The following is a 26,327-nucleotide window of genomic DNA, read 5'->3' on the forward strand; positions in this document are numbered from 1 at the left end:
CAGCAGGTTAACGTCAACGCAGGTCGGTGAGAACGGCGTCGGACAGGCCGGGCCACAGCCCGGCCGCCCACTCCCCGAAGCGCTCGGCGCCGAGGAAGGCCGTGGCCAGGCCGGCCCGCGGGTCGACCCACAGGAAGCTGCCGGACTGGCCGAAGTGCCCGAAGGTCTCCGGTGCGTTGCCGCTGCCGGTCCAGTGCGGCGACTTGGTGCCGCGGATCTCGAAGCCCAGGCCCCAGTCGTTGGGGTCCTGGCGCCCGAAGCCGGGCAGCACGCCCGGCAGGCCCGGCAGCTGGACGGTGGTGGCCTCCGCGAGGAGCTCTGGGTCCAGGACCTCAGGGGCGAGGAGCTCCCGGCCGAGGGCGGCGAGGTCCTCGGCGCTGCCGCGAGCGCCGTGGGCCGGGGAGCCCTCGAGGACGACGGTGCTCAGGCCCAGCGGGACGAGCACCGTGTCCTCCAGCCAGTCGGCGAAGTCGGTGCCCGTCGCCTCGGCGACGTGGTCCGCGACGATCTCCATGCCGCGGTTGCTGTAGATGCGCCGGCGGCCGGGCGCGCTGAGGGTGTCGTCGGAGTCCATCGCCACGCCCGAGGCGTGGGCGAGCAGGTGGCGCACCGTCGCCCCCTCGGGGCCGGCGGGCTCCTCGAGGTCGACGAGGTGGCGGGAGACGGCGACGAGCGTGGCCGCCGTCGTCAGCAGCTTGGTCACCGACGCCCACGGGAAGGACTGTCCGGCCTCGCCGTGGGCCAGTCGCGTCCCGCTCGCGTCGGTGACGACGACGGCGTGCGGGAAGTCCGGCAGCTGCACCTGGTCCAGAGCGCTCATGCCTTCCAGGGTGCCACCTGTGGACGGACCCGGTGTCCCCGGCCCCTGGAAGAACTCAGCTCTCGCCGCGAGGGGGGGGTCTTTCTCGGCGAGAGCTGAGCTGTGCCGTCAGAGAGGGGCGACGGCGGCCGTGTCGGCCTCCACGGTGAGGGAGAGGCCGCCCTCGGGCCCGCGGTCGACGGTCACGGTCGCGCCGTCGGCCACCTGCCCGCCGAGCATGAGGCGGGCGAGCTGGTCGCCGATCTCACGCTGGACGAGCCGGCGCAGCGGACGCGCGCCGTAGGCCGGGTCGTAGCCCTCGAAGGCGAGCCACTCGGCGGCCGCCGCCGTCACCTCCAGGGTGATGCGGCGCTCGGCGAGCCGGTCACGCAGCCGCGCGACCTGGAGCTCGACGATGGAGCCGAGCTCCTCGAGAGTGAGCGCGTCGAAGAGGACGACGTCGTCGAGCCGGTTGAGGAACTCGGGCTTGAAGGCCGCCCGCACCGCGCTCATCACCGCCTCGCGCTTGGCCTCCTCGGGCATCGCCTGGTCGACGAGGAACTGCGAGCCGAGGTTGGAGGTGAGGACGAGGATGACGTTGCGGAAGTCCACCGTGCGGCCCTGACCGTCGGTGAGCCGGCCGTCGTCGAGCACCTGGAGGAGGATGTCGAAGATCTCCGGGTGGGCCTTCTCGACCTCGTCGAGCAGGACGACGGAGTAGGGGCGGCGGCGCACCGCCTCGGTGAGCTGCCCACCCTCCTCGTAGCCGACGTACCCCGGAGGGGCGCCGACGAGCCGGGAGACCGAGTGCTTCTCGGAGTACTCGCTCATGTCGATGCGGACGATGGCGCGCTCGTCGTCGAAGAGGAAGTCGGCGAGCGACTTGGCCAGCTCGGTCTTGCCGACGCCGGTGGGGCCGAGGAACAGGAAGGAGCCGGTGGGCCGGTCGGGGTCCGACAGGCCCGCCCGGGAGCGCCGCACGGCGTCCGACACGGCCTGGACGGCGGTGCGCTGGCCGATGAGCCGCTGGCCGAGGACGTCCTCCATGCGCAGGAGCTTCTCGGTCTCCCCCTCGAGAAGCCGGCCGACGGGGATGCCGGTCCAGGCGGCGACGACCTCGGCGACCTCGTCCGCGGAGACACGGTCGGCGATCATCGGGGTCTCGGCGGTCTGGCTGGCCTCGGCGGCCTCGGCCTCGCGGATCTCCCGCTCCACGGCCGGGATGTCGCCGTAGCGCAGGCGGCCGGCGTCCTCGTAGTGGCCCTCGCGCTCGGCACGGTCGGCCTCCGTGCGCAGGGAGTCGAGGCGCTGCTTGAGGTCACCGACGCGGTTGTGGCCGGCCTTCTCCGCCTCCCACCGGGCGGTGAGGGCGGCGAGCTCCTCGGAGCGGTCGGCGAGCTCGGCGCGCAGCCGCTCGAGGCGGTCCCGGGAGGCCGGGTCGTCGGCGTCGGCGGACTCGACGAGGTAGGCCTCCTCCATCCGCAGCCGCTCGACGGAGCGGCGCAGCGCGTCGACTTCCTCGGGGGAGGAGTCGAGCTCCATGCGCAGGCGGGAGGCGGCCTCGTCGACGAGGTCGATGGCCTTGTCGGGCAGCTGGCGGCCGCTGATGTACCGGTCGGAGAGGGTCGCGGCGGCGACGAGCGCGCCGTCGGAGATCGTCACCTGGTGGTGCGCCTCGTACTTGGGCGCGATGCCGCGCAGGATCGCGACGGTGTCCTCGACGGAGGGCTCGCCGACGAAGACCTGCTGGAAGCGGCGCTCGAGGGCGGGGTCCTTCTCGATGTGCTCGCGGAACTCGTCGAGGGTCGTGGCGCCGACCATCCGCAGCTCACCGCGGGCGAGCATGGGCTTGAGCATGTTCCCGGCGTCCATCGCGCCCTCGGCGGCACCGGCGCCGACGACGGTGTGGAGCTCGTCGATGAAGGTGACGACCTCGCCGTCGGAGTCCTTGATCTCCTGGAGGACCGCCTTGAGGCGCTCCTCGAACTCGCCGCGGTACTTCGCGCCGGCGACCATCGAGCCGAGGTCGAGGGCGATGAGCCGCTTGTCGCGTAGCGACTCGGGGACGTCCCCGTTGACGATGCGCTGGGCCAGCCCCTCGACGACGGCCGTCTTGCCGACGCCGGGCTCACCGATGAGCACGGGGTTGTTCTTCGTGCGGCGGGAGAGCACCTGGACGACGCGGCGGATCTCGGCGTCACGGCCGATGACGGGGTCCAGGCGCCCGTCGCGGGCAGCGGCGGTGAGGTCCTGGCCGTACTTCTCCAGGGCCTGGTAGGTGCCCTCGGGGTCGGCACTGGTGACGCGGCCGGAGCCGCGGACCGTGGGCAGCGCGTCCAGGAGCGCGTCCCGGTCGGCACCGAGGTCGCGCAGGACCTGCCCGGCGGGGCTCTCGCTGCGGGCGAGCGCGAGGAGGAGGTGCTCGGTGGAGACGAACTCGTCCCCGAGGGCGGTCGCCTCCTCCCCGGCCTGGGTGATGACGGTCATCATCGGGCGCGACGGGGAGGGCTGGACCACGGAGGACCCGGAAGCACCGGGCAGCGCGGCGGCCGCGGCCGTGGCGCGCTCGACGACGGCGGCACGGTTGGCTCCGACGGCGTCGACGAGAGCGGGCGCGACACCGCCGGGCTGCTCGAGCAGCGCCACGAGCACGTGGACCGGCTCGAGCTGGGGGTTGCCGGCCGTCGCGGCCGAGCGCATGGCGGAGGCGATCGCCTCCTGCGACTTGGTGGTCAGCTTGTCCATCGAATCCTCCGGGTGAGTTCGGGTTCCACTGAGGTCAACGCCGCAGGGTTGAGTCTATTCCGCTCAAGTCTGTGTGCGCACCGTCTCCCGGTCGTGACGAGATGCGGCGGGCCGCCGCCGGGCGCACGCTCGGAGGTACGAGCACCGACCGAAGGAGCCACGATCATGTCGACACTCCCTCCCCCGGGCCCCGGTCCCGGCGGGCCCGCCGTCCCGCCCGGTGAGCCCCTGCCCTCGCAGGAGCCCGCGGCACCGCTCGCGGACCCGCCGCCTCCCGGGCAGCCGCCCACCGCGCCGCCGAGCGCACCGTCCGTCGAGCCGCCCAGCGAGTCCCCCGGCCCGCCCCCGGTGGAGCCGCCGGACTGACGCGTCAGACACCACCCTGTCGGATCCCGCCACAAGCGACGCCTATGACAACACCCGCTCGGCGTGTCGCCGGCGTTTCCCACCGGCCGCCCAGCGTTTGTGGCGGGATCCGGAGCCGGTCTCCGCAGCGCCCGGCTCAGACCGGCTCGACCGGGCTCGTCGGCCAGGGGTCGGCCTCCTCGAGCGCCGCGGCCAGGCCGAGGAGCAGCTCCTCGTCGCCGAGCCGGGTGGCCCCGAGCTGGACGCCGACCGGCAGCGTGACGCCGTCGACCTCGGCGCGGTGCAGCGGGATGGTGATCGCCGGGGCGCCGAGCATGTTCCACGGGCTCGTCCACGGCGTGAAGGCCTTCTGCGCCTCGAAGTCCGCCGCCGGGTCGGCGTCGTCGCGCATGCCCCCGATGAACGGGGCAGGGGTCGCGAGCGCCGGGGTGAGGACGACGTCGAGGTCGCGCCACACCTCGGCCGCCGAGCGGGCCAGGCGCTGGACCGCGGCGACGGCGGCCGCGTAGTCGAGCCCGGAGTACTGCCGTCCCTGCTCGCGCATCCACCGGGTGAGGGGCACGAGCAGCTCCTCGGCCTCGGGCGGGACCGGGGCGGACAGCGCCCCCACGGCCCACAGCGGGGTGAAGTGCTCCCACTCCTCGGGGCTGAAGGGCACCTGGGTCGTCGTCACCGCGTGCCCCATCTCCTCGAGCAGCCGCACGGCACGGTCGACGGCGGCGAGGGACGTCTCGTGCACCGGCGCCTCGTGGACGTTGATCGGCCGGGTGAGGACGCCGATGCGCAGCTCGCGCGGCCGGTGCCCGCAGGCCGCGAGGAAGGAGGAGCGCGGCCCGGGGAGGAGGTAGTGGTCCCCCGGCCACGGCTCGGAGAGGACGTCGAGGAAGGCGGCGGTGTCGCGCACCGTGCGGGTGACGACGCCGTCGACGGTGAGGCCGGCGCCGTCGACCCCGAACGGCCCCTTCGACACCCGCCCGCGGCTCGCCTTGAGCCCGACGAGCCCGCACGCGGCGGCGGGGATGCGGATGGAGCCGCCGCCGTCGCTCGCGTGCGCGGCGGGGACGATGCCGGCGGCCACGGCGGCCGCTGCCCCGCCGGAGGAGCCGCCCGCGCTGCGGCGCGGGTCCCACGGGCTGCGGGCCGGTGGTGCGACGTCGGGCTCGGTGTAGGACGGCAGCCCGAGCTCCGGCGTCGTCGTCTTGCCGACCATGAGGGTGCCGGCCTCGCGCAGGCGCACCGCCACGCCGTCGTCGGCGGGGGCGACGTAGCCGCGCAGGGCCGCGCTGCCGGCCTCGAAGGGCTGGCCGGCGACCATGGTGAGGTCCTTGACCGGGACGGGGACGCCGAGGAAGGGCGGCAGCTCTCCCCCGTCGCTCAGCCGGCGGGTGGCGGCGGCGGCCTGCTCGCGGGCGAGGCCAGGGGTGAGGTGGGCGAAGGCGCCGACGGCCGGGCCCAGCCGTCCGGCCCGCTCGAGGGTGTGGTCGACGACGTCGCGCGGGTCGAGCTCACCGCGGCGGACGGCGGCGGCGAGGTCGAGGGCGCTGAGCTCGTGGATGTCACTCATCATCCGAGGCTATCGACACGGCCGAGCTCCAGCCGCAGCCAGTGAGCGCGGCCGGCGCGAGGGGGCGTCGTCGCGGGCGAGTACGGCGGCCCCGCTGCGTCGTCGTCCACCACCGGCCCATCGTCGCGGCGCCCGCGCGGCGGCGCTCTCCCGTTGCGGGCAGGGACGGGCGGGCGCACTGTGGAGCACCAGCCGCCACCCGGCGGCGCAGACGAGAGGGGACTGAGCATGGGGATCGGTGACAAGGCCAAGGACGCCCTGGGCGACGAGCAGAAGAGCGACGCCGCGCTCGACAAGGCCGGCGACGCCGCTGACGCCAAGACGGGTGGCAAGCACAGCGACAAGATCGACAGCGCGCAGGACGCCGCGGACAAGAAGCTCGGCAACGAGTGACCCGCGGGCGGCCGGGCCCCCTCGCGGGGTCCGGCCGTCGGCGCGCGTGATGGGATGTGCCCATGACTGCAGACTCCCCCACCGACCCCCACGCCTGGCTCGAGGACGTCGAGAGCGACGCCGCGCTCGACTGGGTCCGCGCCCACAACGAGCGGGCCGTCAGCGCCCTGGAGACCGAGCGCTTCACGCAGCTGCGCGAGGAGATCCTCGAGGTCCTCGACTCGACCGAGAAGATCCCCGCCGTCGTCCAGCGCGGCGAGCACCTGTACAACTTCTGGACCGACGCCGAGCACGAGCGTGGGCTGTGGCGGCGCACCACCTGGGAGTCCTACCGCACCGCGGAGCCGGAGTGGGAGGTGCTCCTCGACGTCGACGCGCTCGCGGCCGAGGAGGGCGTCAGCTGGGTGTGGCACGGCGCGCAGGTGCTGCGCCCGGCCTACGAGCGGGCCCTGGTCGCGCTGTCCCGCGGCGGCGCCGACGCCGACGTCACCCGTGAGTTCGACCTCGTGACCAAGACCTTCGTCGAGGACGGCTTCGTCCGCGAGGAGTCCAAGGGCGCGCTGAGCTGGGCCGACAGCTCCGGGGACGTCGTCTACGCCTACACGGACGTCGGGGAGGGCTCGATGACGCCCTCGGGCTACCCGCGCACGGTGCGCCGGTGGGAGCGGGGCACCGCGCTGGCGGACGCCCCGGAGGTCTTCGCCGGCGAGCACACCGACATGTCGATCGGTGCCGGCCACGACTTCACGCCGGGCTTCGAGCGGGACATCGTGTGGCGGGCGCGCGCCTTCTACGACTCCGACATGTACCTCCTCGCAGGCGGCGAGCTCACCCGCATCGACGTCCCGCGCTCCGCGGAGCCCGACCTCCACCGCGAGTGGCTCACCGTCGAGCTGCGCGAGAACTGGGAGGTCGAGGGCCGCGTCCTGCCCGGCGGCGGGCTCCTCGCCATCCGCCTGGACGACTTCCTTGCCGGCAGCCGCGACTTCGCGGTCCTCTACGAGCCCACCGAGTCGACGGCGCTCGTCGGGGCGAGCTGGACCCGCCACCACCTCGTCCTCAACGTCCTCGACGACGTGACGAACCGGCTCGAGGTCCTCACCCCCACCGACGGCACCTGGCAGCGGCGCCCGCTCGACCTCGCCTCCGCCGGGACCGGCTGGGAGGCGCCGCGGCTGGCGACGATCGCCGTCGGCGCCGTCGACCGCGACGAGTCCGACGCCCTGTGGCTCACCGTCACCGGCTTCCTCACCCCGACGACGCTCGCCCGGCTGGACCTCGACGCGGGCGGCGGCGTCGTCGGCCTCGAGCCGCTCAAGGCGCTGCCGGCCTTCTTCGACACCGAGGGCCTGCACGTCGAGCAGCACTTCGCCGTGTCCGACGACGGCACCCGGGTGCCGTACTTCCAGGTGTCCCCCACCCCGGTGGCCGACAACGAGGTGGTGCGTCCGCTGCCGACGCTCCTGTCCGGGTACGGCGGCTTCGAGATCCCCCGGCTGCTCGCGTACTCGGCCACCGTGGGCCGTGCCTGGCTCGCGCGGGGCGGGGCCTACGTCGTCGCCAACATCCGCGGCGGCGGGGAGTACGGGCCGCGCTGGCACCAGGCCGCGCTCAAGGAGAAGCGTCACCGCGCCTACGAGGACTTCGCCGCCGTGGCACGTGACCTCGTGGCGCGCGGCGTCACCGACCCCGCGCACCTCGGCGCGCAGGGCGGATCCAACGGCGGCCTGCTCATGGGCAACATGATCACCGGCTACCCCGAGCTCTTCGGGGCGATCGTCTGCCAGGTGCCGCTGCTCGACATGAAGCGCTACAGCCACCTGCTCGCGGGCGCCTCGTGGATGGCCGAGTACGGCGACCCGGACGACCCTGAGCAGTGGGAGTTCATCAGGACCTTCTCGGCCTACCACCGCTTCGACCCGGCCGACGGGCACCCGCCCGTCCTCTTCACGACGTCCACCCGCGACGACCGCGTCCACCCCGGCCACGCGCGCAAGATGATGGCGCTCATGGCCGAGGCGAGCAAGGACGTCACGTACTACGAGAACATCGAGGGTGGCCACGGCGGCGCCGCGACGAACGCGCAGGCCGCGTTCATGCAGGCCCTGGCCCACGAGTTCCTCTGGCAGCGCCTGGACGGCTGAGAAGCCTCAGGACGACGGCAGCCGGCCCCCAGCGCGAGCTGAGGGCCGGCTGCCGTCGTTCGCGGGTCAGTACTGGCCGGTGCGGATGCGCTTGTTGACGCGCACGAGCCAGACGATGCCGACGATGAGGAGGATGAAGGCGACGAAACCGATCGCCAGGCCGACGAGGACGGCGACCCCGATGCTCGTGAGGTCGGAGATGTCGAGCGGCGGACCGATGGTGAGGGCCGAGCCGGCGTCCTGCGGCAGGTCGCAGTCGAAGGTGTGGCTGCCGGCTTGCGCCGTCGTGAAACCGAGGCCGATGGCGGAGTCGGGCACGTCGAGGCCGAGGGTGTCCGGAGCCGTGGCGATGGTCTGGCCGCCAGGCCCGGTGACCGTGCACTCGATCTGGCTGGGGTCGACCGACGAGGTGCCGAAGTAGATGACGTAGTCGGTGTCGGCCTGCAGGTCGGTGGACCGGCCGTTGGTGACCTGGGCACCGTCCACGACGCCCTCGAGCGAGTCGACGACCGACGCGATGCCGATGAAGAAGCCGATGATCGGTGCGGCGACCATGGCGATCGCCGACAGGACGATGAGGACGATGGGGCCGGTGCGCTTGGGCTGCGGCCCGCTCGGGCCGGGCCCGTAGCCGTACCCGCCGGGTGGGCCGTACCCCGGCTGGCCGTAGCCGGGCTGCTGTCCGTAGCCGGGCTGCTGGCCGTACGCCCCGGGCTGGCCGGGCTGCTGCCCGTAGCCACCGCCCTGCTGGCCGTAACCGCCACCCTGCTGGCCGTAGCCGCCCGACTGCTGGCCGGCGTCATTCTGGCCGTAGGACGGAGGCCGCTGCCCCTCGGGCAGGCGCCGGCCGTAGCGTGGCTCGTCAGGTCCGCCGTCGTTCGCGGTCATCTCGGCTCCTTCTGGCGTCGGTGGGCAGCACCAGCATGCCAGGTGAGCGGTCAGGACCGTCGAGGCAGACCGGCGATCCAGCCGTTGAGCGGGCTGGTCGGGACCCAGGGCACCGCCTGGGTGTAGGTCGCCCCCGGCACGTCGACGGCGACCTCGTCGAGGAGCTCGAGACCGAACCGCCGGGAGAGCACGCCGAGCACGCCGCGGGGCGCCCGCGTGTAGACGCCCTCCTTCGACAGCAGCGCCGTGACGACGGCGACGGTGTGGCGTCGGGGCACGTCGAAGGTGACGTAGGTGTCGAGGTGGACGGCGTCCTCACCGTCGTCGTGCAGGTGGACGTGCAGGTTCGGCGGGCCGGGGAAGACGACGACGACGGGGCTGTGCGCGTCGAGGGGGTCCTCGGGCTCCCAGGGGTCCGCCTCGGGGATCGGCTCGGGCGGGCGTCCGAGAGCCACGCCCGTGGCGTGCAGGCGGCGCAGGAGCTCCTCGTCGGCCATGGCCCCAGTGTGCCGGGACCGGCCCGGCCGCGGTAGGGCAGGCGGGAGCCACCGGCCCGGTCAGTAGACGCGCTGGGTGAGCGGGCGCAGACCGGTCGGGACGGCGAGGGTGAGCCCGTGGCGAGCAAGGACGGTGCGGACCGCGTCCGCGGGAAGGGATCCGAGCCGCTCCAGGGTAAGCGTGCGGCCCGGCAGCCCGGGGCGCAGACCCAGGACGGTCGTCGACATCGGGGCGTGCTGCGGGTACTGCAGCAGGGCGGCGGCCTCGTCGTCGTGCTCGAGCACCACGACCCGCGGATCGGCGCCGAGCTCGTCGCGGATGGCGGACGCCCGGTGGTGCGGCGGCTCCTCCTCGGCCCCGGTGAGGTGGTGCGAGCGGTTCGCCGAGGTGATGTGGAGGTGGTCGGTGGCGCACAGCCGCAGGCTCCGCGCGAGGAACACGTTGGACGGGCACCGGTAGCCGGGCACGATGACCTGGACCCAGCGGCCGGCGTCGTCGCGGGCGGTGAGGTGGTCGGGGACGTGGGCGGCGGCGGGGGCCCGGAATCCGAGGGGGCCGAGGCAGAGCAGCTCGTCGACCGCGCCGAGGACGTCGTCCGCCCGCAGGCCGCCGGGCAGCCGCGCGAGGTCGACGAGGCCGGTGAGACGAGCGGGCGTCGTCGTCACGCTCCCGACCTGCCCCGGTCGGCGGCCCTTGAACTCGTTCGCGGCGTGGACGGTCGGCGCGTCGCCGCGCGTGGTGAGCGCGTAGAGGTTGGCGAACACGTGGACGACGAAGGCGCCGGAGGCGAGCGCACGGGCGGCGCTCTCGACGTCGTGCGCGTCGCCGATCCGCAACCGTGCCGCTGTCCCACCGGTCATGGCGCCCTCCCGAGCCCCTCGGGCCCAGTGTCCTCCCGGCAGGCCGCCCTGACCAGTCCCCCGCGAGGCGGCTCAGCCGCGGTAGGGCGGGCGCCAGATGACGAGGGCGCCGCCGGAGCGGCGCGGGCGCCGGCCCGGCGCGAGCTCGCTCACCTCACCGGAGGGGTCGGCGGCGAAGACGCGCGCCGTGGTGAAGGCGCGCAGCCGCTGGAGCTCGTCACGGGTCCGGTCGAGCTCGCGCTCGAGCTCGATGATCCGGCGGATCCCGGCGAGGTTGATGCCCTCGTCTTGGGACAGCCGCTGGACCTCGCGCAGGGAGTCGACGTCCCGCCGCGAGTAGCGCCGACCCCGCCCGCGGGCGCGCTGGGGGATGACGATGCCGAGGCGGTCGTACTGGCGCAGGGTCTGCGGGTGCATCCCCGCGAGCTCGGCGGCCACGGAGATGACGTAGAGGGGTGCGTCGTCGTCGATGTCCATCACGTCCTCCTCTCCGGACTCAGCGTGTCGCGCGGGCCCTGAGGTCGGCGCGCGGGTCCTCACCGCTCGTGGCGGCCGCGAAGGCCTCGACGGCCTTGCGGGCGTCAGCCGGCAGGTGGGTGGGGACGGCCACCTGGACGGTGACGAGCAGGTCGCCGGTCCCCTTGGGGGTGTCGATGCCGCGGCCCTTGACACGCAGCGTCCGTCCCGACGGCGTCGCGGCGGGTACCTTGAGCCGCACCGTCTCCCCGGAGAGGGTGGGCACGTCGATGGTCGCGCCGAGCGCGGCCTCGGCGAAGGTCACCGGCACGGTGACCTTGAGGTTGAGGCCGTCCATCGTGAAGACGGGGTGCGGCTCGACGTGGACGGTGACGACCATGTCCCCGGGCTCACCGCCGCCGCGACCGGGCTGCCCCTTGCCGCGCAGGCGGATCTTCTGGCCGTCGCTGACGCCGGCCGGGATGCGCACGTTCATCGACCGGCCGTTGGTGGTGAGCTGAACCGTGGAGCCCTCGACCGCGTTGCGGAAGGGCAGGGTCGCGCTCGTCGTGATGTCCCCGCCGCGCTGCGTGGTGCGGCGCGAGCCGAAGCCCCCGCCCCCGCCGCCGGAGAACATGTCCTGGAGGATGTCCTCGAAGCCGCCGCCACCACCGGTGGAGAAACGGGTGCGGCCACCTCCGGTGCCGCCGCCGCCGAACATCCCACCGAAGAGGTCCTCGAAGCCGGCCGCGCCGGAGGGACCGCCGGTGCCGGCGGAGAACCGTGCGCCGCCCCCGGCCATCGCGCGGATCGCGTCGTACTGCTTGCGTTGCTCGGGGTCGGAGAGGATTGAGTAGGCCTCGCCGACCTCCTTGAAGCGCCCCTCGGCGGAGGCGTCACCGGGGTTGCGGTCGGGGTGGAGGTCCCGGGCGAGCTTGCGGTACGCCTTCTTGATCGTCGCGCCGTCGGCGTCCTTGGAGACGCCGAGCGTCTTGTAGAAGTCCTTCTCGATCCAGTCCTGGCCGGTCACCGGGCCTCACCTCCTTCGTCGTCGTGTCGTGGGGCGGTGCCGGCCGCGCGCGGGGGCGCGGCCGGCACCGTGCGTGCCTGCTACTCGGGGCTGGTCACGGCCACGCGCGCAGCGCGCAGCACCTTCTCGCCCACTCGGTAGCCGGGCTGCATGACCTGGGCGATCGTCGTGGACGTCGCCTCCGGGTCCGGCGTGCTCATGAGCGCGTCGTGCAGCTCGGGGTCGAACTCCTCGGCGGGGGCGCCGAAGCGCTCGACGCCGAAGCGCTGCGCCAGCGTCGACTCGAGCTTCTCGGCGGTCGCGCCGAGCGGGCCGGTGAGGTCGCCGTGCTGGCGGGCCAGCTCGATCTCGTCGAGGACGCCGAGGAGCGCCTCGACCACCTCGGCCTGCCCCGCGGCGCGCTGCTCGGAGGCAGCGGCCTTGGAGCGCCGCACGTAGCCGTTGTACTCCTGCTGGAGGTTGTACAGGTCGGCGTTGCGCCGGGCGAGCTGGTCGCTGAGGTCGGCGGCCTCCGCCTTGGCGGCCGCGAGGGCGCCGTCCTGCGGCTGGTCGGCCTCCGCGGCGGGCGCCTCCTCCGGCGCGTCCTGGGCGGGCTCGCGCACCTTCCCGGTCTCCGGGTCGATGCGGCGCCTGTCGCGCACGACGGGCTTGATCTCGTCGCCCTCCGGCGGGCCCTGTGCCTGGGGGTTCTCCGCGGTCACTTGTTTTCGTCCTCGTCCACGATTTCGGCGTCGACGACGTCCTCGTCCGTGCCGGACGGCGCCTCACCCGCGGCGGGAGCGTCCTGCGGGGCGCTCTGCTGCTGGGCGTAGAGGGCCTCGCCGATCTTCTGCGAGACGGTCGTCAGCGCCTGCTGCTTGGCGGTGATCTCGGCGACGTCGTCGCCCTCGAGAGCCTTCTTGAGGTCGTCGACGGCGGAGCGGACCTCGCTGGAGACGTCCTCGGGGAGCTTGTCCGCGTTGTCCGTCAGGAGCTTCTCGGTGGAGTAGACGAGCTGCTCGGCGGTGTTGCGGGTCTCGGCCTCCTCGCGGCGCTGCTTGTCCTCGGCGGCATGCGCCTCGGCCTCCTTGACCATGCGGTCGATCTCGTCCTTGGGCAGGGCCGAGCCACCGGTGATGGTCATCGACTGCTCCTGGCCCGTGCCACGGTCCTTGGCGGACACGTGGACGATGCCGTTGGCGTCGATGTCGAAGGTGACCTCGACCTGCGGCATGCCGCGGGGCGCCGGGGCGATGCCGGTGAGCTCGAAGGTGCCCAGCGGCTTGTTGTCCCGGGCGAACTCGCGCTCACCCTGGAAGACCTGGATGAGAACGCTGGGCTGGTTGTCCTCGGCGGTGGAGAACACCTCCGAGCGCTTGGTCGGGATGGCGGTGTTCCGCTCGATGAGCTTGGTCATCACCCCGCCCTTGGTCTCGATGCCGAGGGACAGCGGCGTGACGTCGATGAGGAGGATGTCCTTGCGGTCACCCTGGATGACGCCGGCCTGGAGGGCCGCGCCGACGGCGACGACCTCGTCCGGGTTGACGCCCTTGTTGGGCTCCTTGCCGCCGGTCAGCTCCTTGACGAGGTCCGTGACGGCGGGCATCCGGGTGGAGCCACCGACGAGGACGACGTGGTCGATGTCCGCGACCTTGATCCCGGCGTCGCTGATGACGGCCTGGAACGGGGCCTTGGTGCGGTCGAGGAGGTCCTTGGTCATCTCCTGGAACTGTGCCCGCGTGAGCTTCTCGTCCAGGTGGATGGGGCCGTTCTCGCTCATCGACAGGTACTGCAGCGAGATGTTGGTGCTCGTCGTCGAGGAGAGCTCCTTCTTGGCCTGCTCGGCCGCCTCACGCAGGCGCTGGAGGGCGATCTTGTCCTTGGACAGGTCGATGCCGTCCTTGTTCTTCACCTGGGTGACGAGCCAGTCGACGACCCGCTGGTCCCAGTCGTCACCACCGAGGCGGTTGTCACCGTTGGTGGCGCGCACCTGGATGGTGGAGAAGTCGTCGTCGTCCTTGCCGATCTCCAGGAGGGAGACGTCGAAGGTGCCGCCACCGAGGTCGAAGACGAGGATGAGCTCGTCCTCCTTGCCGCGCTCGAGGCCGTAGGCCAGGGCAGCGGCGGTGGGCTCGTTGACGATGCGCGTGACGTTGAGGCCGGCGATCTGGCCGGCGTCCTTCGTCGCCTGACGCTCGGCGTCGTTGAAGTAGGCGGGGACCGTGATGACCGCGTCGGTCACCGTCTCGCCCAGGTACTGCTCGGCGTCGCGCTTGAGCTTGCCGAGGACGCGCGCGGAGATCTCCTGCGCGGTGTAGTTCTTGTCGTCGATCGAGGTGGTCCAGTCGGTGCCCATGTGACGCTTGACCGAGGTGATGGTCCGGTCGACGTTGGTCACCGCCTGACGCTTGGCGACCTCACCGACGAGCACCTCGCCGGACTTGCTGAAGGCGACCACCGACGGCGTCGTGCGAGCACCCTCGGCGTTCGCGATCACGGTGGGCTCGCCACCCTCGAGGACGGACACCACGGAGTTGGTGGTGCCCAGGTCGATTCCGACCGCTCGTGCCATGTGTCGTTCTCCTGTCCTAGTGCGCGGGTCGGGAGGTTCCGGCCCTTGAGTCATCCACACTCAAGTCTGCGCGTCGTCGCCGACATGTCAACTCGGCGGGTGCGAACTTGAGTCTACGTGGCTCAACCTCACTAGTTCAGGATTCATTCCCGACGGCGCCTGGACGTCGACCGCTGCTCCCTTGTAGGTTCCGCCGAAGTTGGCAGTAGTCCCACCTATCTGACAGTGGCGTGTCAGTAGTCCCATCTATCTGTCAGTGGGCCACGATGAGCACGTGGGCGTGCGCGGTGTCACCCTGCGGTACTGCAACGTCGCCGGCGACGACGTCACGACGACGTGGGAGCAAGCGCGCGCCGATCTGATCATCGACGGTCTCCCCGTTCGGGTCCCTCCGACCTACCGGGGGCAGCGCAGCTATCCGGGGGTGTTCTGGGCGGCCACGATCCATCGGACGCTCGTCTACGAGAGCCTGCTGGAGCTGGACCGGTTGTGGCTGGCGGACTTTGACCCAACGGTGGTGGGAATCTGCACGCAGCCGTTCCAGATCGCTGCGCGCGACGGTGCCGCCCAGCGCTCGCACGTGCCCGACATCCTCCTGCTCCATGAGGACCGCAAGGTCACCCTGGTCGATGTGAAGCCGGCCGCCCTCCTCGACAAGCCAGCTGTCAGGGCCCAGTTCGACTGGACACGGACGCTGTGCCGCGACAAGGGCTGGCGCTACGAGGTCTTCTCCGGCGCCGACGCCACGGTGCTGCGTAACGTCAAGGCACTGGCCATCGGGCGCCGTGGGGCCCGGCTGCCAGACGGCTACCTCGATCAGGCACGGGCAACCTTGTGCGGCGAGGTGCTCACCCTTGGCGAAGCGCTTGCCCGTAGGCCTGGGACCTACGAGGACACCTCCTGGCGAGTGGCAGTCGCGGCATGCGTGTGGTCCGGCGAGATCACGCTGAATCTCCGCCGGCCCTTGAACACCGAGACGATCCTGAGCCCATCGGTAGGAGCAGCGGCATGAGCGTGGAGAGCCTGGACGTCTCGGTCGGCGCCCGACTCTGGTACCAGGGAAGCGCCTGGACGGTGGTCGAGCACGACGGCGACGGCGTGATGCTGCGTTCGGGCGACCACTTCAGGAAGGTGCATGCGCCCTCGCTGGTCGGCGCCGCCGAGTCGCTCGACTATCGGGCCGTCCAGCACACCGACACGGAGCTGGACGCGATCGTTCTCGCGGCGCTGAGCTCGAAGCAGCGGGCCGAGGTCGAACGTCAGGCGACGGTGTTCGACGAACTCGTCCTCGCCCCTTCCGAGACTCCAGCCAACGACCGGTACCAGGCCGCGGCGGAGGAGCTCGGGATCTCCCTTCGCACGGCCTACCGCCGCGGGCAGCGGTACGCGGAAAAGGGACTCATCGGCCTGGTCGACACACGCCGGCTCCAGCCGCGTCGGCCCACGGTCGACCCGGAGTGGGACGTCGCATGCCTCGAGGTTCTCCAGGGCTATCGCGACCTCTCGAACCCGACGATCAAGTCGGTCCTGCGCAAGACCGATGCCCTTTTCCTCGCCCAGCACCCGCAGGCAGCTCTCCCCTCCCGATCTGTCGCGTACCTGCGCATTCGGGAGCTGGACAAGGGCCGCTACACCTTCGGCGCGGCCAAGCAGCGACGGTCGGTGGCCGAGCGACCCCAGGGCGTGCTGGGGCGGCTGCGGGCCGACCGACCCGGTCAGTACGTCGTCCTGGACACCACCCGCCTGGACGTCTTCGCGATGGAACCAATCACCGGGCGGTGGCTCAACACCGAACTGACGGTCGCGATGGACCTGCACTCCCGATGCATCCTTGGTCTGGCGCTGCGCGCGGTCTCGACCAAAGCGCAGGACGTCGCGACAGTCCTCTTCCAGGTGGCCACTCCCCAGCAGTGGGGGCCGGCCCCAGCCGACGAGGTGCCGGCGCCGTACGTCGGCGTCCCGGACAACCTGATCACGCTGGCCACCGGCGCCCTGCCGGACACGATCGTGGTCGACCACGGCAAGGTCTACCTCGCGGAGCACACCAAGGCCGTGTGCCACCGCCTGGGGATCAACATCCAGCCCGCGATACCGCACAAGCCGACGGACAAGCCCACGATCGAGCGGTTCTTCCGTACCTTGCGCCAGCAGCTCCTGGAGCACCTGCCCGCCTACAAGGGCCCCGACGTCTACTCCCGCGGCAAAGACGTGGAGACCGAGGCGTTCTACTACGTCTCCGAGCTCGAGGCGATCATCCGCGAGTGGGTCGGGATCTACCACCACACCCCGCATCAGGGCCTGTGCGACCCGCGGCTACCCCACGTGGAACTCTCTCCGGCGGAGATGTTCGCCCGCGGGATGGCCGCCGCCGGGGTGCTGCGGCTGCCGGCGAGCCAGGACCTGCGCATGGAGTTCCTCGACGTCGCCTGGCGCACCATCCAGCACTACGGCGTGGAGATCGACGGGCGCCGCTACGACGGGCCCGGGCTGAACCTGCACCGCGGGGTCAAGTCGACCTACGGCGGCGCCCACCCGGGCCGATGGCCGATCATGGTCGACCGCGACGACGTGCGCACCGTCTTCTTCCGCGACCCCGACACCCGCGAGTGGCACGAGCTGGTCTGGGAGCACGCCCCGGGGCTCCAGGCGCCGTTCAGCGCCGAGGCGGCGGCCTACACCCGGGGCTTGAGCCTGAAGAGCGACCGGCACGTCGACCCCGGTGGGGCGCTGGCAGACCTGCTCGACCGGTACAGCAAGGGCGCGGTCACGAGTCGGCGGGAGCAGAATCTCGCCCGCCGCCTGGCCACCCAACCCACCAGCGAGCCGGGCGGCGGCTCGACGCCGGCGGAGGTGGCCTCGACTCCGGGGGTGATCGATCTGCTCGCCCACCTGGAGCGCCGCCGCGCCCAACCGCAGGTGAGCGATGACCTGGATGTGTTCGAGCGGTACTACGCCGAGCATCCCGACGAGGAGGTCTTTGAGGTGTTCGACGAATGAACCCGTGGGCGGCCTGGCTCCGGGCGAACGCGCCGGTCCGGTACAACCTGGCGACCAAGCAGGGGTGGGACGCGTTCGTCCACGCCGCCCCGCGCGAGCCGCTCGGGCTGCTCTCGCGGGCGCAGATGGCGCGGATGGGCTCGGAGGAGCTCGAGGACTACAACGAGGCCCGGGGTGTGTGGAACGCCAACCCGCCGACCGTGCATACCGCCCAGCTCACGGGCGCCTACGGCGTGATCGACCAGGTGATGGCCTCCAACCGGCGCGACAGTGACAAGTTGCGCGGCGCCGTCGTCATCGACGCCGCCCCCGCGCTGGGCAAGACCACTATCGCTACCCGCTACGCCCGCGACTTCCACCGCAAGATCATTCGCCGCCTGGGGCCGCACACCCCCGAGGGTCATCAGCGCCTGCCGGTGGCCTACCTGCCGCTCAGCGCGGGCACCACCCTCAAGGGCCTGAACCTCAAGCTGCTGCGCTTCTACGGCCACCCCGCCGCCACCCGTGCCACCCGCGCCGAGCTCGGGGGTCTGGCGGTTGACTGCGTGCAGTCCTGCCAGACCCAGGTGATCGTCATCGACGACATGCACTTCATCGACTTCAAGCACCGCAACGGCCAGGAGGTCTCCAACCACCTCAAGGGCCTGGCCAACGAGATGCCGGTGACCTTCCTCTACGTCGGGGTCCGCCTGCACCACAAGCGGTTCTTCGACGAAGGCCTCCTGGGTGAGGACGCCGCCTACGCCCAGACCTCCCGACGCGCCACCCGCTGCCAGGTCGCCCCCTTCACCATCACCACCACCCCCGGAGCCCGCGCCTGGACATCGTTGCTGGCAGCGCTCGAGCAGCACCTGCTCCTCGCCGATGCGCGTCCGGGCATGCTCACCGACCACGCCGGGCTGTTGCACCGGCGCACCCAGGGCTGCATCGGCTCGCTGACCAACCTCCTGGACCGGGCCTGCTACCTGGCCATCGCCACCGGCGCCGAGACCATCACCGCCGACCTCCTCAACAACGTCACGATCGACAATGCCGCCCAGACCCTCGCCAGCGTCAGCTGAGGCGCGTAGTGGCGGACCGTCCGCGGCGACGGTGGGTGGGCGGGACCTGCGGGTGCTACCGGGGCGTGCCTCGTGGCCGTTCGCGGTCCCGATCGTGACCGGGGAGCACATCACGTCGTGGCTTGCGCGCCTGGCCTGTCGCTACCGGGTCGCGCCCCGGGACCTGCTCATCGCGGCGGATCCGGAACTGTCCCACCAGGTCCCGCGGGTGCCCTCCCGTTGGCCGATCGAGGGGTTGGCGGCCGTCACCGGGCAGCCGGCGGGCCGGCTGCGTTCGGCGATCTCCGCTCCGGCCGAGGTGGAGTTCACCGCCTATCTCGAGCGGTTCCGTCGACCCCGGCCGTCGAGGGCGCCCGGGTCTGGGTTCTGCCCGCTGTGCCTGGGTGAGGCTCCCGCGTGGCCAGCTTCATGGCAGGCAGTGGTCCACCGGGTGTGCGTTCGCCACCGGTGCGCCCTGGTCCAACGGTGCCCCGGGTGCGGGTATCGGCCGCGGTCGCGTCCGTCCTGGCTCGGTGTGCCGCATCCGGCGTGGCGTTGCCCCTCGAGACTGGAAGGCGAGCGTGGCAAGGCGCGCACGCACGCGCACTGGTGCCAGACCGATCTGCGCCTGCTCGTCGCGGAGCCGGCCGACCAGGGCGTCGTCGCGGCGCAGGCCTGGCTGCTGGAGCTCATCGACCAGACCACCTGCGACCCTGCCACGGTGCGCGCCAGCGGCGGCCTGGAGCTCTGTGCTGGTGAGCTCCTGGAGGTCGCGTTCGAGATCATCACCGAGGTGGCGGGGTCAGCGGGTGCTCATCCCGGTCCCGATGGCGTCCTGGTCGCGCACCAGATCCTGTCCGTCGCGGACCCAGTGGAGGCGGCCGCGCGGCGTCGAGCACGCGGGGTGCTGGCACCGGGCTCTGCCCGGGTACCCATCACGTTCACCGGCACCACGTGGCGGCGCCCGCGTAGCGCCCCGGCGATCGCGCTCACGCTCAGTCAGGAGGCCGAGCACCTGAGCGTGGCCACGCGATTGGCGTTCCGCACCGGCACACGGGTCCCGCGCCTGCCGCCACCCACCGGCCCGCTGCTCGGTTCGCGGCTCCTGCCCCAGCAGCTCTGGCCCGGCGTGCTTGGGCAGTACGACGCCATCGCTGGCCCGCACAGCCGGGCGTTGCTGTCCATCGCCCTGGCCAAGCTCGGCAATCCGATCCCGCTGAGCGCGATCGCGGTGGACATGGGGCTGCCAGCGTGGATGGCGGGCCGCCTCAACCGGTTCCTGTCCTCGCCACCGGGGCGCACCGGGCTGCTGGCCGATCTCGAAGGGGTCCATGGGGACCTGCTCACCACGCGACCGCCGATCAACTACCGTCGCCGGCGCGCGGTCGGCGCCGACTACGCACAGTTCAACACCCTCGTCAAGGCAGCCGACCGCGATGAGGGCTGGCACCTGCCTGATCGCCAACTCCGGCGGCTCACCCGGCTGTTCTGGGAAACCTTCACCGGCTCCGATCGTCGCTACTGTCCGCAGCCCGCGCCGGCAGCAGCCGCTTTCGATGTCGAGGACTGGGAGCGGCTCGAACGCATCTACGCACGCATCGCCGGTGTCACCGGCGAACCGCTGGCGTGGGCACCGACTTGAAACCGGCAGGCTCTCGAGACCGTCCGCCCGCAAGACCCGCTGCCCCAAGCACCCCGGCCGGCAACCGCGATCGCCGAAGCGATCACCCTGCTCGAGGCCCACGGCGGCCAACTGCCACCCATCACCGAACGAGGCAGCGAGCACACCCGGACGGACCTGGCCCACCTGTGCCGATACCTCTCCAGCGGCCGCGTGCCCGAGTCCCCCGACGACGATCACGACCCGGAGCAAGACCCGCGCACCGTGCTACGGCACACACTCGATCCCACTACCCCGTGGCCGGACGACTGAACCCACACCCCGCGCCACACCCGGGGTTGGAGGACGATCACGACGGTCACCGGGCAGCGCTCACTCACCGGCCGCCCTGGATCGTGACCGAACGATGGCGGGGTGCTCGGACGGATCGCTATCGGTGGACGAGGCACGCCGAACTGCGGGAACTGCGGCCGCCGGTGACGGGTTGGGGATCGACCACCGGTCCCGGTGCCCCGCAACAACGCGGGCCCCAGCCAGCCACTCCCCCAGCCGCTGCTGTGTCCCTCTGCGGCGCTCGAATGCTCTCACGCGCCCTGACTACCTGGATGCCGGAGGCCGCGACTCGCTATCACAGTGGCTCGTAAGCCTGAGCCCGGGTAAGGATATCCCGAGACTGGCTTAGCAACCTCACGGGAGCCAACGCCACTTACCCGGGATCCAAAATGGGGCGAAATAGGCACCCTATGATCGCGCACGAGCCAGGTTCTCAGACGAGCTCATGCAGACAAGAGAGCCGGCAGACCGAGCGCAGGCGAGATCTCCGGCGCGACCCAGATAGCCTAGTTCGCGCTGAACGCTTGGAACCGGACCGTGCCCTTACCTTCATAAGAGTACCAGTTGCCGAACACTGTCTGGCTTCCGAGGCTAATGTTCCGCCAGTTCGATATAGTCGCGGTACCCGAGCCATTGGTCAATATCAGTGACTGGGTGGGCTGTAGCGTCCGGTGACGACGAAAATCGGCTTGATAAGGCTTGTTGACCCAAGCCCGTGACCGCGTGTCGACTCTTCCGTTGAGATTGACGGTTGTCGGCCCAAACACCGTCTGAGCGAACGTCGCTTGGTAGTTGTACTGACCGCTATCCAGACTGAACGCCGCATGCGCTCCAGGCGTCGCCACCAGCCCGACTGCCAACACTGGCAATGCGATGAGTCGTGCCACCGCCTGCACCGTAGTCCGCCACATGAAGGTCCCCCCGAACGGTCGTCATCGACACCTATTGCCGTGAGTCTCTCGGCAGGGAGGCCTACTGTCAAGGGGCCCGCACCCCCCGACGCCCCCCACGACGGTGCTCCGGGGCCGCCACCATGCACCGCGCGTTACAGTCCTATGCTTGTCGGTCCGAACGTCGACAGCGCCGCTTGCGACTCTCCTCAGGCATCCTGGGGCCCGCCCTGGCAGCAAGACGCGTCCCAGCGACGGCACTCAAGGGGGGTGACGCATCGATGGCCTCGCGCGGTCACGAACTGAGGAGCACACCTAGGCCATGAACCACACACTGTCCGCGTCAAACCTGCAATTCACGTACGCGCGCCGCGATAGAAGCACTCTCTGCTTAGAGCAGCTGACGTTGTCCAGCGGACTGCATCTTGTAGTTGGCGCCAACGGCTCTGGCAAATCCACCCTTTTGAAGATCTTGGCTGGACTCTTGCGGCCCCAGACAGGCACACTACTGTTTAATGGGCGCGATTTACCCATCGCTGGACGAGGCAGACAGGAACTCGCACCAACAGGCTACTTGAGGCAAGATTACACCTTAAGAGGCCGCACTTCAGCAGCAGCCTTTGTGCAGTACGGCGCCTGGCTGCACGGCGTCCATGCAAGTGCACTAGATCGCCGTAGCGCTGAGCTCATTCGCCAAGCAGGCCTAGAAGAGGTCCAGCACAAGCCAATAGGTCGACTATCCGGCGGCATGCAACGACGACTCGGGCTAGCTATCGAGAATGCACACAACCCGTCCCTTATGCTCCTAGACGAACCGGCTTCAGGCCTTGACTATCACGCGAGGGATCGACTGCGCGAACTGGTCGCCGACCTACTCTCTCGCGGCACCATTGTAGTGCACTCATCCCATGAGGAAAGTGATCTGAATAGCTTTGATTCCACGGTCCATGTTATGCAAGAAGGCCGCATCACCAAACAGTTGAAAGCGTCACCAGCGCAAAACCGTGTCGTACTCTCGGAACTTTTAGAGGGGGATTCACGCGCATGACAAGAGCGAAGCTAGTTTTCCTACACATCGCGTCGTCCCGTGCAGTCTTTTCCGCCACATTGATTGCAGTGGCTGGGTCGGTGATCGCATTCATGTCGTCTGCGGACGCTTCAATCTGGGTCGGGCGTCCACAGAACACTGCACTGTACCTCACCGTGTTCGCTTTCGCAGTAGGCGGGTGCCTTTCGACATTGGCCGGTTACATAACGGGTAGCGAACTGGGAAGCGACGAACTCAAACTCTTCCGACGGAGCGCGCAAAAGGTATCCACAACCGCATTCTATCGAGCAATCGGTGACCTGGTGTGGCTGTGGTCTGGAATGACGATTGCCTCGATTGCGACGTACACCCAGACCACGCTCAATGGCGCGCCTCCCACTGCTTCTGTGTGGCCGCTTACGCTCCTTTCGTTCGCTTCGATCACCGCCACTTATGCCTTCGGTCAGCTCGCAGGAGTTCTCCTCCGTAACCGCATATGGCTGCTCGTCATAGCCCCTCTCCCCTACGCGGCTACGCTTTTTTCGAGTGGCTCCATAGCGCTATCCGCACATCCGGGCTGGCAGCATATTGTCGCGCCGTTTATCGATCAGTCTTGGCATCCGGCACTGGTCGCGAACCCTGCACCGATCCTAATACTCGTTGCATACGTCATTGGCGCGGCGGTATCTGGACTGATTCTTTCGGCCATCGCTACAGCTTTGAGGCAACGACGGATCGTACCGAATCGTGGTGGACTCGTAGGGGCGATGGCAGTTACCTCACTATCTGCCCTGCTTGTTGTATGGGGATGGTCACCGAACGGCTTCGCACAACGCAACCAAAGCGGAGTTGAATGTGGAGGACCTTCAGACGCGGTATGCGTGTGGGGGGACCAAGCAGGCTTTCTCCCCCTGTGGGAGGAAGCCTGGCAGGAATCAGCGGCGGCCATTGAGGGCCTGGATGTCGACACTAAGCGGTTTGTGCAGTATGGCGTCGTCGCATCGGAGACTAGTCCAATCGAGGAAATACAATTCTTTCACCCTTCTCCTAGCGCTGACCAAATACGAAACGAGATGCTAGCAGCGTATACGCGCGAAATGCTGGGCGATTGTGAGGCCTCCGCCGGTTACGCCCAGGCGTACGAAGAGGTCATATTGGCACTGTACGAGCGGGCGAACGATAGGATGACGAGCGCGGAATTGGCGTCGACTCTCGAAAGTGCGACTGCGGAGCGTTGTGCGTAGTTGGCTTCTAGTCTGGACAATCCGGCGGCAACTGGTGGTCAGCGCCGCTGGATCGCTCGTGATTTCTGTCTTACTCACTTTGATCGCCGGCGGATTCGCAACGCCACAACTCAGAGGACCTTCCACCACCTTACATATCGGGTCCATTCACGCAACGATGCTGGCAATGTGTATTGCATTTCCGGTTGGGATGGGCGACCTAGAACTAGAGCAGAGGACGCCTCGTCTCATAACAGCCTACCGGGGCATGTTTGTGGCTGTGCTTCTTTCGCTGAATGGCATCCTGCTGGTCGTGTCTCATCTCATGCGCGGTGAGGGACTGGAGAGCTTTGTCCCCGACCTGCGAACAGGCGCCATCGTGGCCGGTGTTATGAGTTGTATCGCGCGTTGGTCATCTTTCTACGCAGCCATGGCGGTATTGCTTGCATATGTCGGCTGCCTACTATTCGCTGGGGTGAGCCCGGAAGGAGACATAGAGTGGTGGGCGCGCCCGCTATTACATCGCGCATCGACCGTTGACGTCGTGCTGGCGACCGTAGGACTCATGGCCGTGTGCGTCGCGTGGCTTGGCACATCGAAGGGCGGGGGTGGTAGCGGGGTAGCTCGTGCGCGGCAGCGGTAGCATCAGATACGACCCGCCGGCTGCGCACACCCCCCGGCGATATGTCCCGGTCCGCCACCTGGCCACGGAACGCTGCACTCCCGCCCGCGGTAACGAGATGCGCCGATAATCCACGATCGGCTGCAGTTTCGTCAGCTGTTCCCTTGCGTGCTCACAGCTACAGCTGCGGACCGCCGCGGGTCGCTCCGCCGTGCCCGGGTGAATCCTGGCGACGCTGCTGGTCCTGGTCGCGGCGCAGGATGAGTTCTCGTGGGCTTGTGCGAGGCGCTCGGCGGGCATCACTGTATCGGCCCCACGGCGGGTGCCCCCCTGGGTCGGAACCGAACTCGGTCGAGAAGACGAATATCACCTCGTCACCGATGTACTTATCCACGATCCCCGGGCGGCCATGGAGCGCTTCAGCTGTCACCCAGACGAAGACGTTCTGTACGCAAATAGGGGTTTCTGCCGGCGGCATGTCGACCGTGCGTGTGGAAAAACCGCTGATGTTGGCAAACAATAGGACAGCGTTGATCTCGGGACCTTGGCGGGAAAACCGACACTCCTGGACACCTCATACCCAACGACCGGCTTAGCGATCGGACGCCTGGAGACGCCGCAGGCGTCCACGAGCGCTGAGGATTCGGACAAGATGGTGAGACGACTCCGGTCTCGTCGTCGTGTCCTGCCGCAGGTCAGGGGCCTGCTTCTGTGACAGCTCGGCCGAGAACCTACATCCCTGGCAGCACCGTCTCGGACGACGAGGTGCGCACCGCTCCGCCAGGGCCGCAGGAGCCCCTACCCGCGCAGCCGGCCGCCGTCGCGCTGCGCGGTGGCCGGGCCCGACGTACGGTGGCCCCGGAGCCGCCCCGGTCATGACCACTGGGGGCGTGACCGTGAGAGCGGTGCGACTCCGGGGGTGTGGCAACGATGCGTACACGAAGCACGAGACTGGCCGGCGCGGCACTGGCCCTTGTCCTGGCGGGCGGCGTGGGGGCCGGTTTCCCGAGCGGGGGCGATGACGACCGCGACGACAAGCACCACGAGCGCGGCCGCGACCGTGACCGCGCGAAGAACGTCATCTTCATCGTCGGGGACGGCATGGGGATCGCCCACCGCGAGCTCATCCGGCTCGCGACCGTCGGCCGCGAGGGCGAGCTGGAGATGAACCAGCTGCGCTACCAGGGCTGGGCGCAGACCGACCCGGCCGACCCGGAGGAGGTCGTCACGGACTCCGCGGCCGGGGCGACCGCGTTCTCCACCGGGGTGCGGTCCTACAACGGCGCCATCGCCGTCGACCTCGACGGCGACCCGGTCCGGACCCTGCTCGAGCGGGCCGAGCGTGCCGGGAAGTCCACCGGTCTGGTCACCACATCCCAGGTCACCGACGCGACGCCGGCGGCCTTTGGCTCGCACGTGGTCGACCGCGGCAACCAGAGCGAGATCGCCCGCCAGTACCTGGAGGAGACCGGGGTGGAGGTCATCCTCGGCGGCGGGGAGGACTGGTGGTACCCGGCCGGCGACGAGGGCCGGTGGTCCGACAACCCGCCGACGGACCCGACTGAGGCGAGCAAGGGCACGGCAGGCAACCTCGTGGAGCGCGCCGAGGAGCTGCGCTACCGGTACGTCAGCACCGCGGAGGAGCTCGCGGACGCACCCGACCGGGGCAAGCTCCTCGGCCTGTTCGCGAACGAGGAGATGTTCGAGCACGTCGGCCCGGCGGCCCCGCTCTACGAGCCGTCCGTGCCGCTGCGGGACATGGCGGACAAGGCCCTGGACATCCTGTCGCGGGACCGTGACGGCTTCTTCCTCGTCATCGAGGAGGAGGGCATCGACGAGATGGCCCACCACGGGCACGGTCAGGAGGTCATCGACGCCGGCCAGGCACTGGACGAGACCGTCGCCCTGGCGCGTGACTTCGCCGCGCGCCACCGGGACACGCTCATCGTCGTTGTCGGGGACCACGAGACCGGCGGGCTGGCGATCGAGCTCGTCGACGACCGCGACGAGTCGGGTGAGGGCGAGCAGGCCGAGGAGGGTCCGTTCACGCTGGCCGGGACGGACCTCACCTTCATGGTCGACTGGACCACCGGAGGGCACACCGGCGCCGCCACCCCGGCGAGCGCCGAGGGACCCGGCGCCGACGCGATGGTGGGCGTACGCGACAACACCGACATCCACGACCTCGTGCGCGACGCCATGCGCACCGGCCGCCACTGACGTCCGCCCGGCCCCGCAGCCGCTCGGGTTGCGGGGCCGGGCGCCGGGGACGACCCTTCC

General features: G+C 70.3%; 20 protein-coding genes and 1 pseudogene. 10 read left to right on the forward strand and 11 right to left on the reverse strand.

The genetic code is table 11. The annotated features are described in order from the left end of the window. Positions 1-13 precede the first annotated feature (13 nt). Both M3148_RS05040 and clpB read right to left on the reverse strand, forming a co-directional pair. A complete protein-coding gene (locus M3148_RS05040) occupies positions 14-820 on the reverse strand; it encodes a serine hydrolase domain-containing protein (protein ID WP_251303595.1) in 807 nt (268 codons plus the stop codon). A 108-nt stretch (positions 821-928) separates the two neighbouring features. Continuing rightward, positions 929-3,544: an ATP-dependent chaperone ClpB gene (clpB, locus tag M3148_RS05045; RefSeq protein ID WP_251303596.1), complete on the reverse strand. Its 2,616-nt coding sequence runs from the start codon at positions 3,542-3,544 to the stop codon at positions 929-931. A 165-nt stretch (positions 3,545-3,709) separates the two neighbouring features. On the opposite strand from clpB, the gene M3148_RS05050 reads away from it, so the two are divergent. Beyond that, entirely contained in the window at positions 3,710-3,910 is a 201-nt protein-coding gene (locus M3148_RS05050; RefSeq protein WP_251303597.1) for a hypothetical protein, read from the forward strand. A gap of 136 nt (positions 3,911-4,046) precedes the next feature. On the opposite strand, the gene M3148_RS05055 is transcribed toward M3148_RS05050, so the two are convergent. Continuing rightward, positions 4,047-5,474 (reverse strand): amidase, encoded by a 1,428-nt coding sequence (locus M3148_RS05055; RefSeq protein WP_251303598.1) that lies wholly within the window; start codon positions 5,472-5,474, stop codon positions 4,047-4,049. A gap of 228 nt (positions 5,475-5,702) precedes the next feature. On the opposite strand from M3148_RS05055, the gene M3148_RS05060 reads away from it, so the two are divergent. Both M3148_RS05060 and M3148_RS05065 read left to right on the forward strand, forming a co-directional pair. Next, positions 5,703-5,867: an antitoxin gene (locus tag M3148_RS05060; RefSeq protein ID WP_251303599.1), complete on the forward strand. Its 165-nt coding sequence runs from the start codon at positions 5,703-5,705 to the stop codon at positions 5,865-5,867. Positions 5,868-5,929: 62 nt separating this feature from the next. Continuing rightward, a complete protein-coding gene (locus M3148_RS05065) occupies positions 5,930-8,011 on the forward strand; it encodes a prolyl oligopeptidase family serine peptidase (RefSeq protein WP_251303600.1) in 2,082 nt (693 codons plus the stop codon). Between the two features lie 66 nt (positions 8,012-8,077). Here M3148_RS05065 and M3148_RS05070 read toward each other — a convergent pair whose 3' ends face one another. The 7 genes from M3148_RS05070 to dnaK all read right to left on the reverse strand — a co-directional run bounded on the left by M3148_RS05070 (position 8,078) and on the right by dnaK (position 14,294). Continuing rightward, on the reverse strand, positions 8,078-8,899 hold the full coding sequence (locus M3148_RS05070) for a hypothetical protein (protein WP_251303601.1): 822 nt from the start codon (positions 8,897-8,899) through the stop codon (positions 8,078-8,080). Between the two features lie 50 nt (positions 8,900-8,949). Then, on the reverse strand, positions 8,950-9,396 hold the full coding sequence (locus tag M3148_RS05075) for a hypothetical protein (RefSeq protein WP_251303602.1): 447 nt from the start codon (positions 9,394-9,396) through the stop codon (positions 8,950-8,952). A gap of 60 nt (positions 9,397-9,456) precedes the next feature. Further along, positions 9,457-10,257, reverse strand: coding sequence for a hypothetical protein (locus M3148_RS05080; protein ID WP_251303603.1), 801 nt, complete (start codon positions 10,255-10,257; stop codon positions 9,457-9,459). A gap of 72 nt (positions 10,258-10,329) precedes the next feature. Beyond that, on the reverse strand, positions 10,330-10,734 hold the full coding sequence (locus tag M3148_RS05085; protein WP_251303604.1) for a heat shock protein transcriptional repressor HspR: 405 nt from the start codon (positions 10,732-10,734) through the stop codon (positions 10,330-10,332). Positions 10,735-10,753: 19 nt separating this feature from the next. Further along, on the reverse strand, positions 10,754-11,743 hold the full coding sequence (locus M3148_RS05090; RefSeq protein WP_251303605.1) for a DnaJ C-terminal domain-containing protein: 990 nt from the start codon (positions 11,741-11,743) through the stop codon (positions 10,754-10,756). 80 nt (positions 11,744-11,823) lie between these two features. Continuing rightward, the gene (locus M3148_RS05095; RefSeq protein ID WP_251303606.1) at positions 11,824-12,444 is read right to left on the reverse strand and encodes a nucleotide exchange factor GrpE; all 621 of its coding nucleotides are present in this window, start codon (positions 12,442-12,444) and stop codon (positions 11,824-11,826) included. After that, positions 12,441-14,294, reverse strand: a complete 1,854-nt coding sequence (gene dnaK / locus M3148_RS05100; RefSeq protein ID WP_251303607.1) for a molecular chaperone DnaK — start codon at positions 14,292-14,294, stop codon at positions 12,441-12,443. The genes M3148_RS05095 and dnaK overlap by 4 nt, the downstream gene beginning before the upstream one ends. Before the next feature lie 274 nt (positions 14,295-14,568). On the opposite strand from dnaK, the gene M3148_RS05105 reads away from it, so the two are divergent. The 5 genes and pseudogenes from M3148_RS05105 to M3148_RS05120 all read left to right on the forward strand — a co-directional run bounded on the left by M3148_RS05105 (position 14,569) and on the right by M3148_RS05120 (position 19,973). Continuing rightward, entirely contained in the window at positions 14,569-15,306 is a 738-nt protein-coding gene (locus M3148_RS05105) for a TnsA-like heteromeric transposase endonuclease subunit (protein WP_251303608.1), read from the forward strand. Further along, on the forward strand, positions 15,303-17,291 hold the full coding sequence (locus M3148_RS05110; protein ID WP_251303609.1) for a helix-turn-helix domain-containing protein: 1,989 nt from the start codon (positions 15,303-15,305) through the stop codon (positions 17,289-17,291). Before M3148_RS05105 ends, M3148_RS05110 begins: the two co-directional genes overlap by 4 nt. Continuing rightward, on the forward strand, positions 17,288-18,352 hold the full coding sequence (locus tag M3148_RS05115; protein ID WP_251303610.1) for an AAA family ATPase: 1,065 nt from the start codon (positions 17,288-17,290) through the stop codon (positions 18,350-18,352). Before M3148_RS05110 ends, M3148_RS05115 begins: the two co-directional genes overlap by 4 nt. Then, positions 18,321-18,797: pseudogene (locus M3148_RS18390) on the forward strand (TniQ family protein); the annotation flags it as partial. The gene M3148_RS05115 and the pseudogene M3148_RS18390, both read left to right, overlap by 32 nt. A 69-nt stretch (positions 18,798-18,866) precedes the next feature. Beyond that, complete coding sequence (locus M3148_RS05120; protein WP_251303611.1) at positions 18,867-19,973, forward strand: hypothetical protein; 1,107 nt, start codon at positions 18,867-18,869, stop codon at positions 19,971-19,973. Between the two features lie 818 nt (positions 19,974-20,791). Here M3148_RS05120 and M3148_RS05125 read toward each other — a convergent pair. Next, on the reverse strand, positions 20,792-21,172 hold the full coding sequence (locus tag M3148_RS05125) for a hypothetical protein (RefSeq protein ID WP_251303612.1): 381 nt from the start codon (positions 21,170-21,172) through the stop codon (positions 20,792-20,794). A 325-nt stretch (positions 21,173-21,497) separates the two neighbouring features. Here M3148_RS05125 and M3148_RS18395 point away from each other — a divergent pair, with 325 nt between their 5' ends. Both M3148_RS18395 and M3148_RS05130 read left to right on the forward strand, forming a co-directional pair. Continuing rightward, positions 21,498-22,223, forward strand: a complete 726-nt coding sequence (locus M3148_RS18395; protein WP_368859539.1) for an ATP-binding cassette domain-containing protein — start codon at positions 21,498-21,500, stop codon at positions 22,221-22,223. A gap of 2,754 nt (positions 22,224-24,977) precedes the next feature. Further along, positions 24,978-26,267 carry an alkaline phosphatase gene (locus M3148_RS05130; protein WP_251303613.1) on the forward strand — a complete coding sequence of 430 codons (1,290 nt, stop codon included), beginning with the start codon at positions 24,978-24,980 and terminating at the stop codon, positions 26,265-26,267. The last annotated feature ends 60 nt before the right edge of the window (positions 26,268-26,327 follow it).

The sequence above is a fragment of the Georgenia satyanarayanai genome (assembly GCF_023715365.1).
In the GTDB taxonomy this organism is placed as follows: domain Bacteria; phylum Actinomycetota; class Actinomycetes; order Actinomycetales; family Actinomycetaceae; genus Oceanitalea; species Oceanitalea satyanarayanai_B.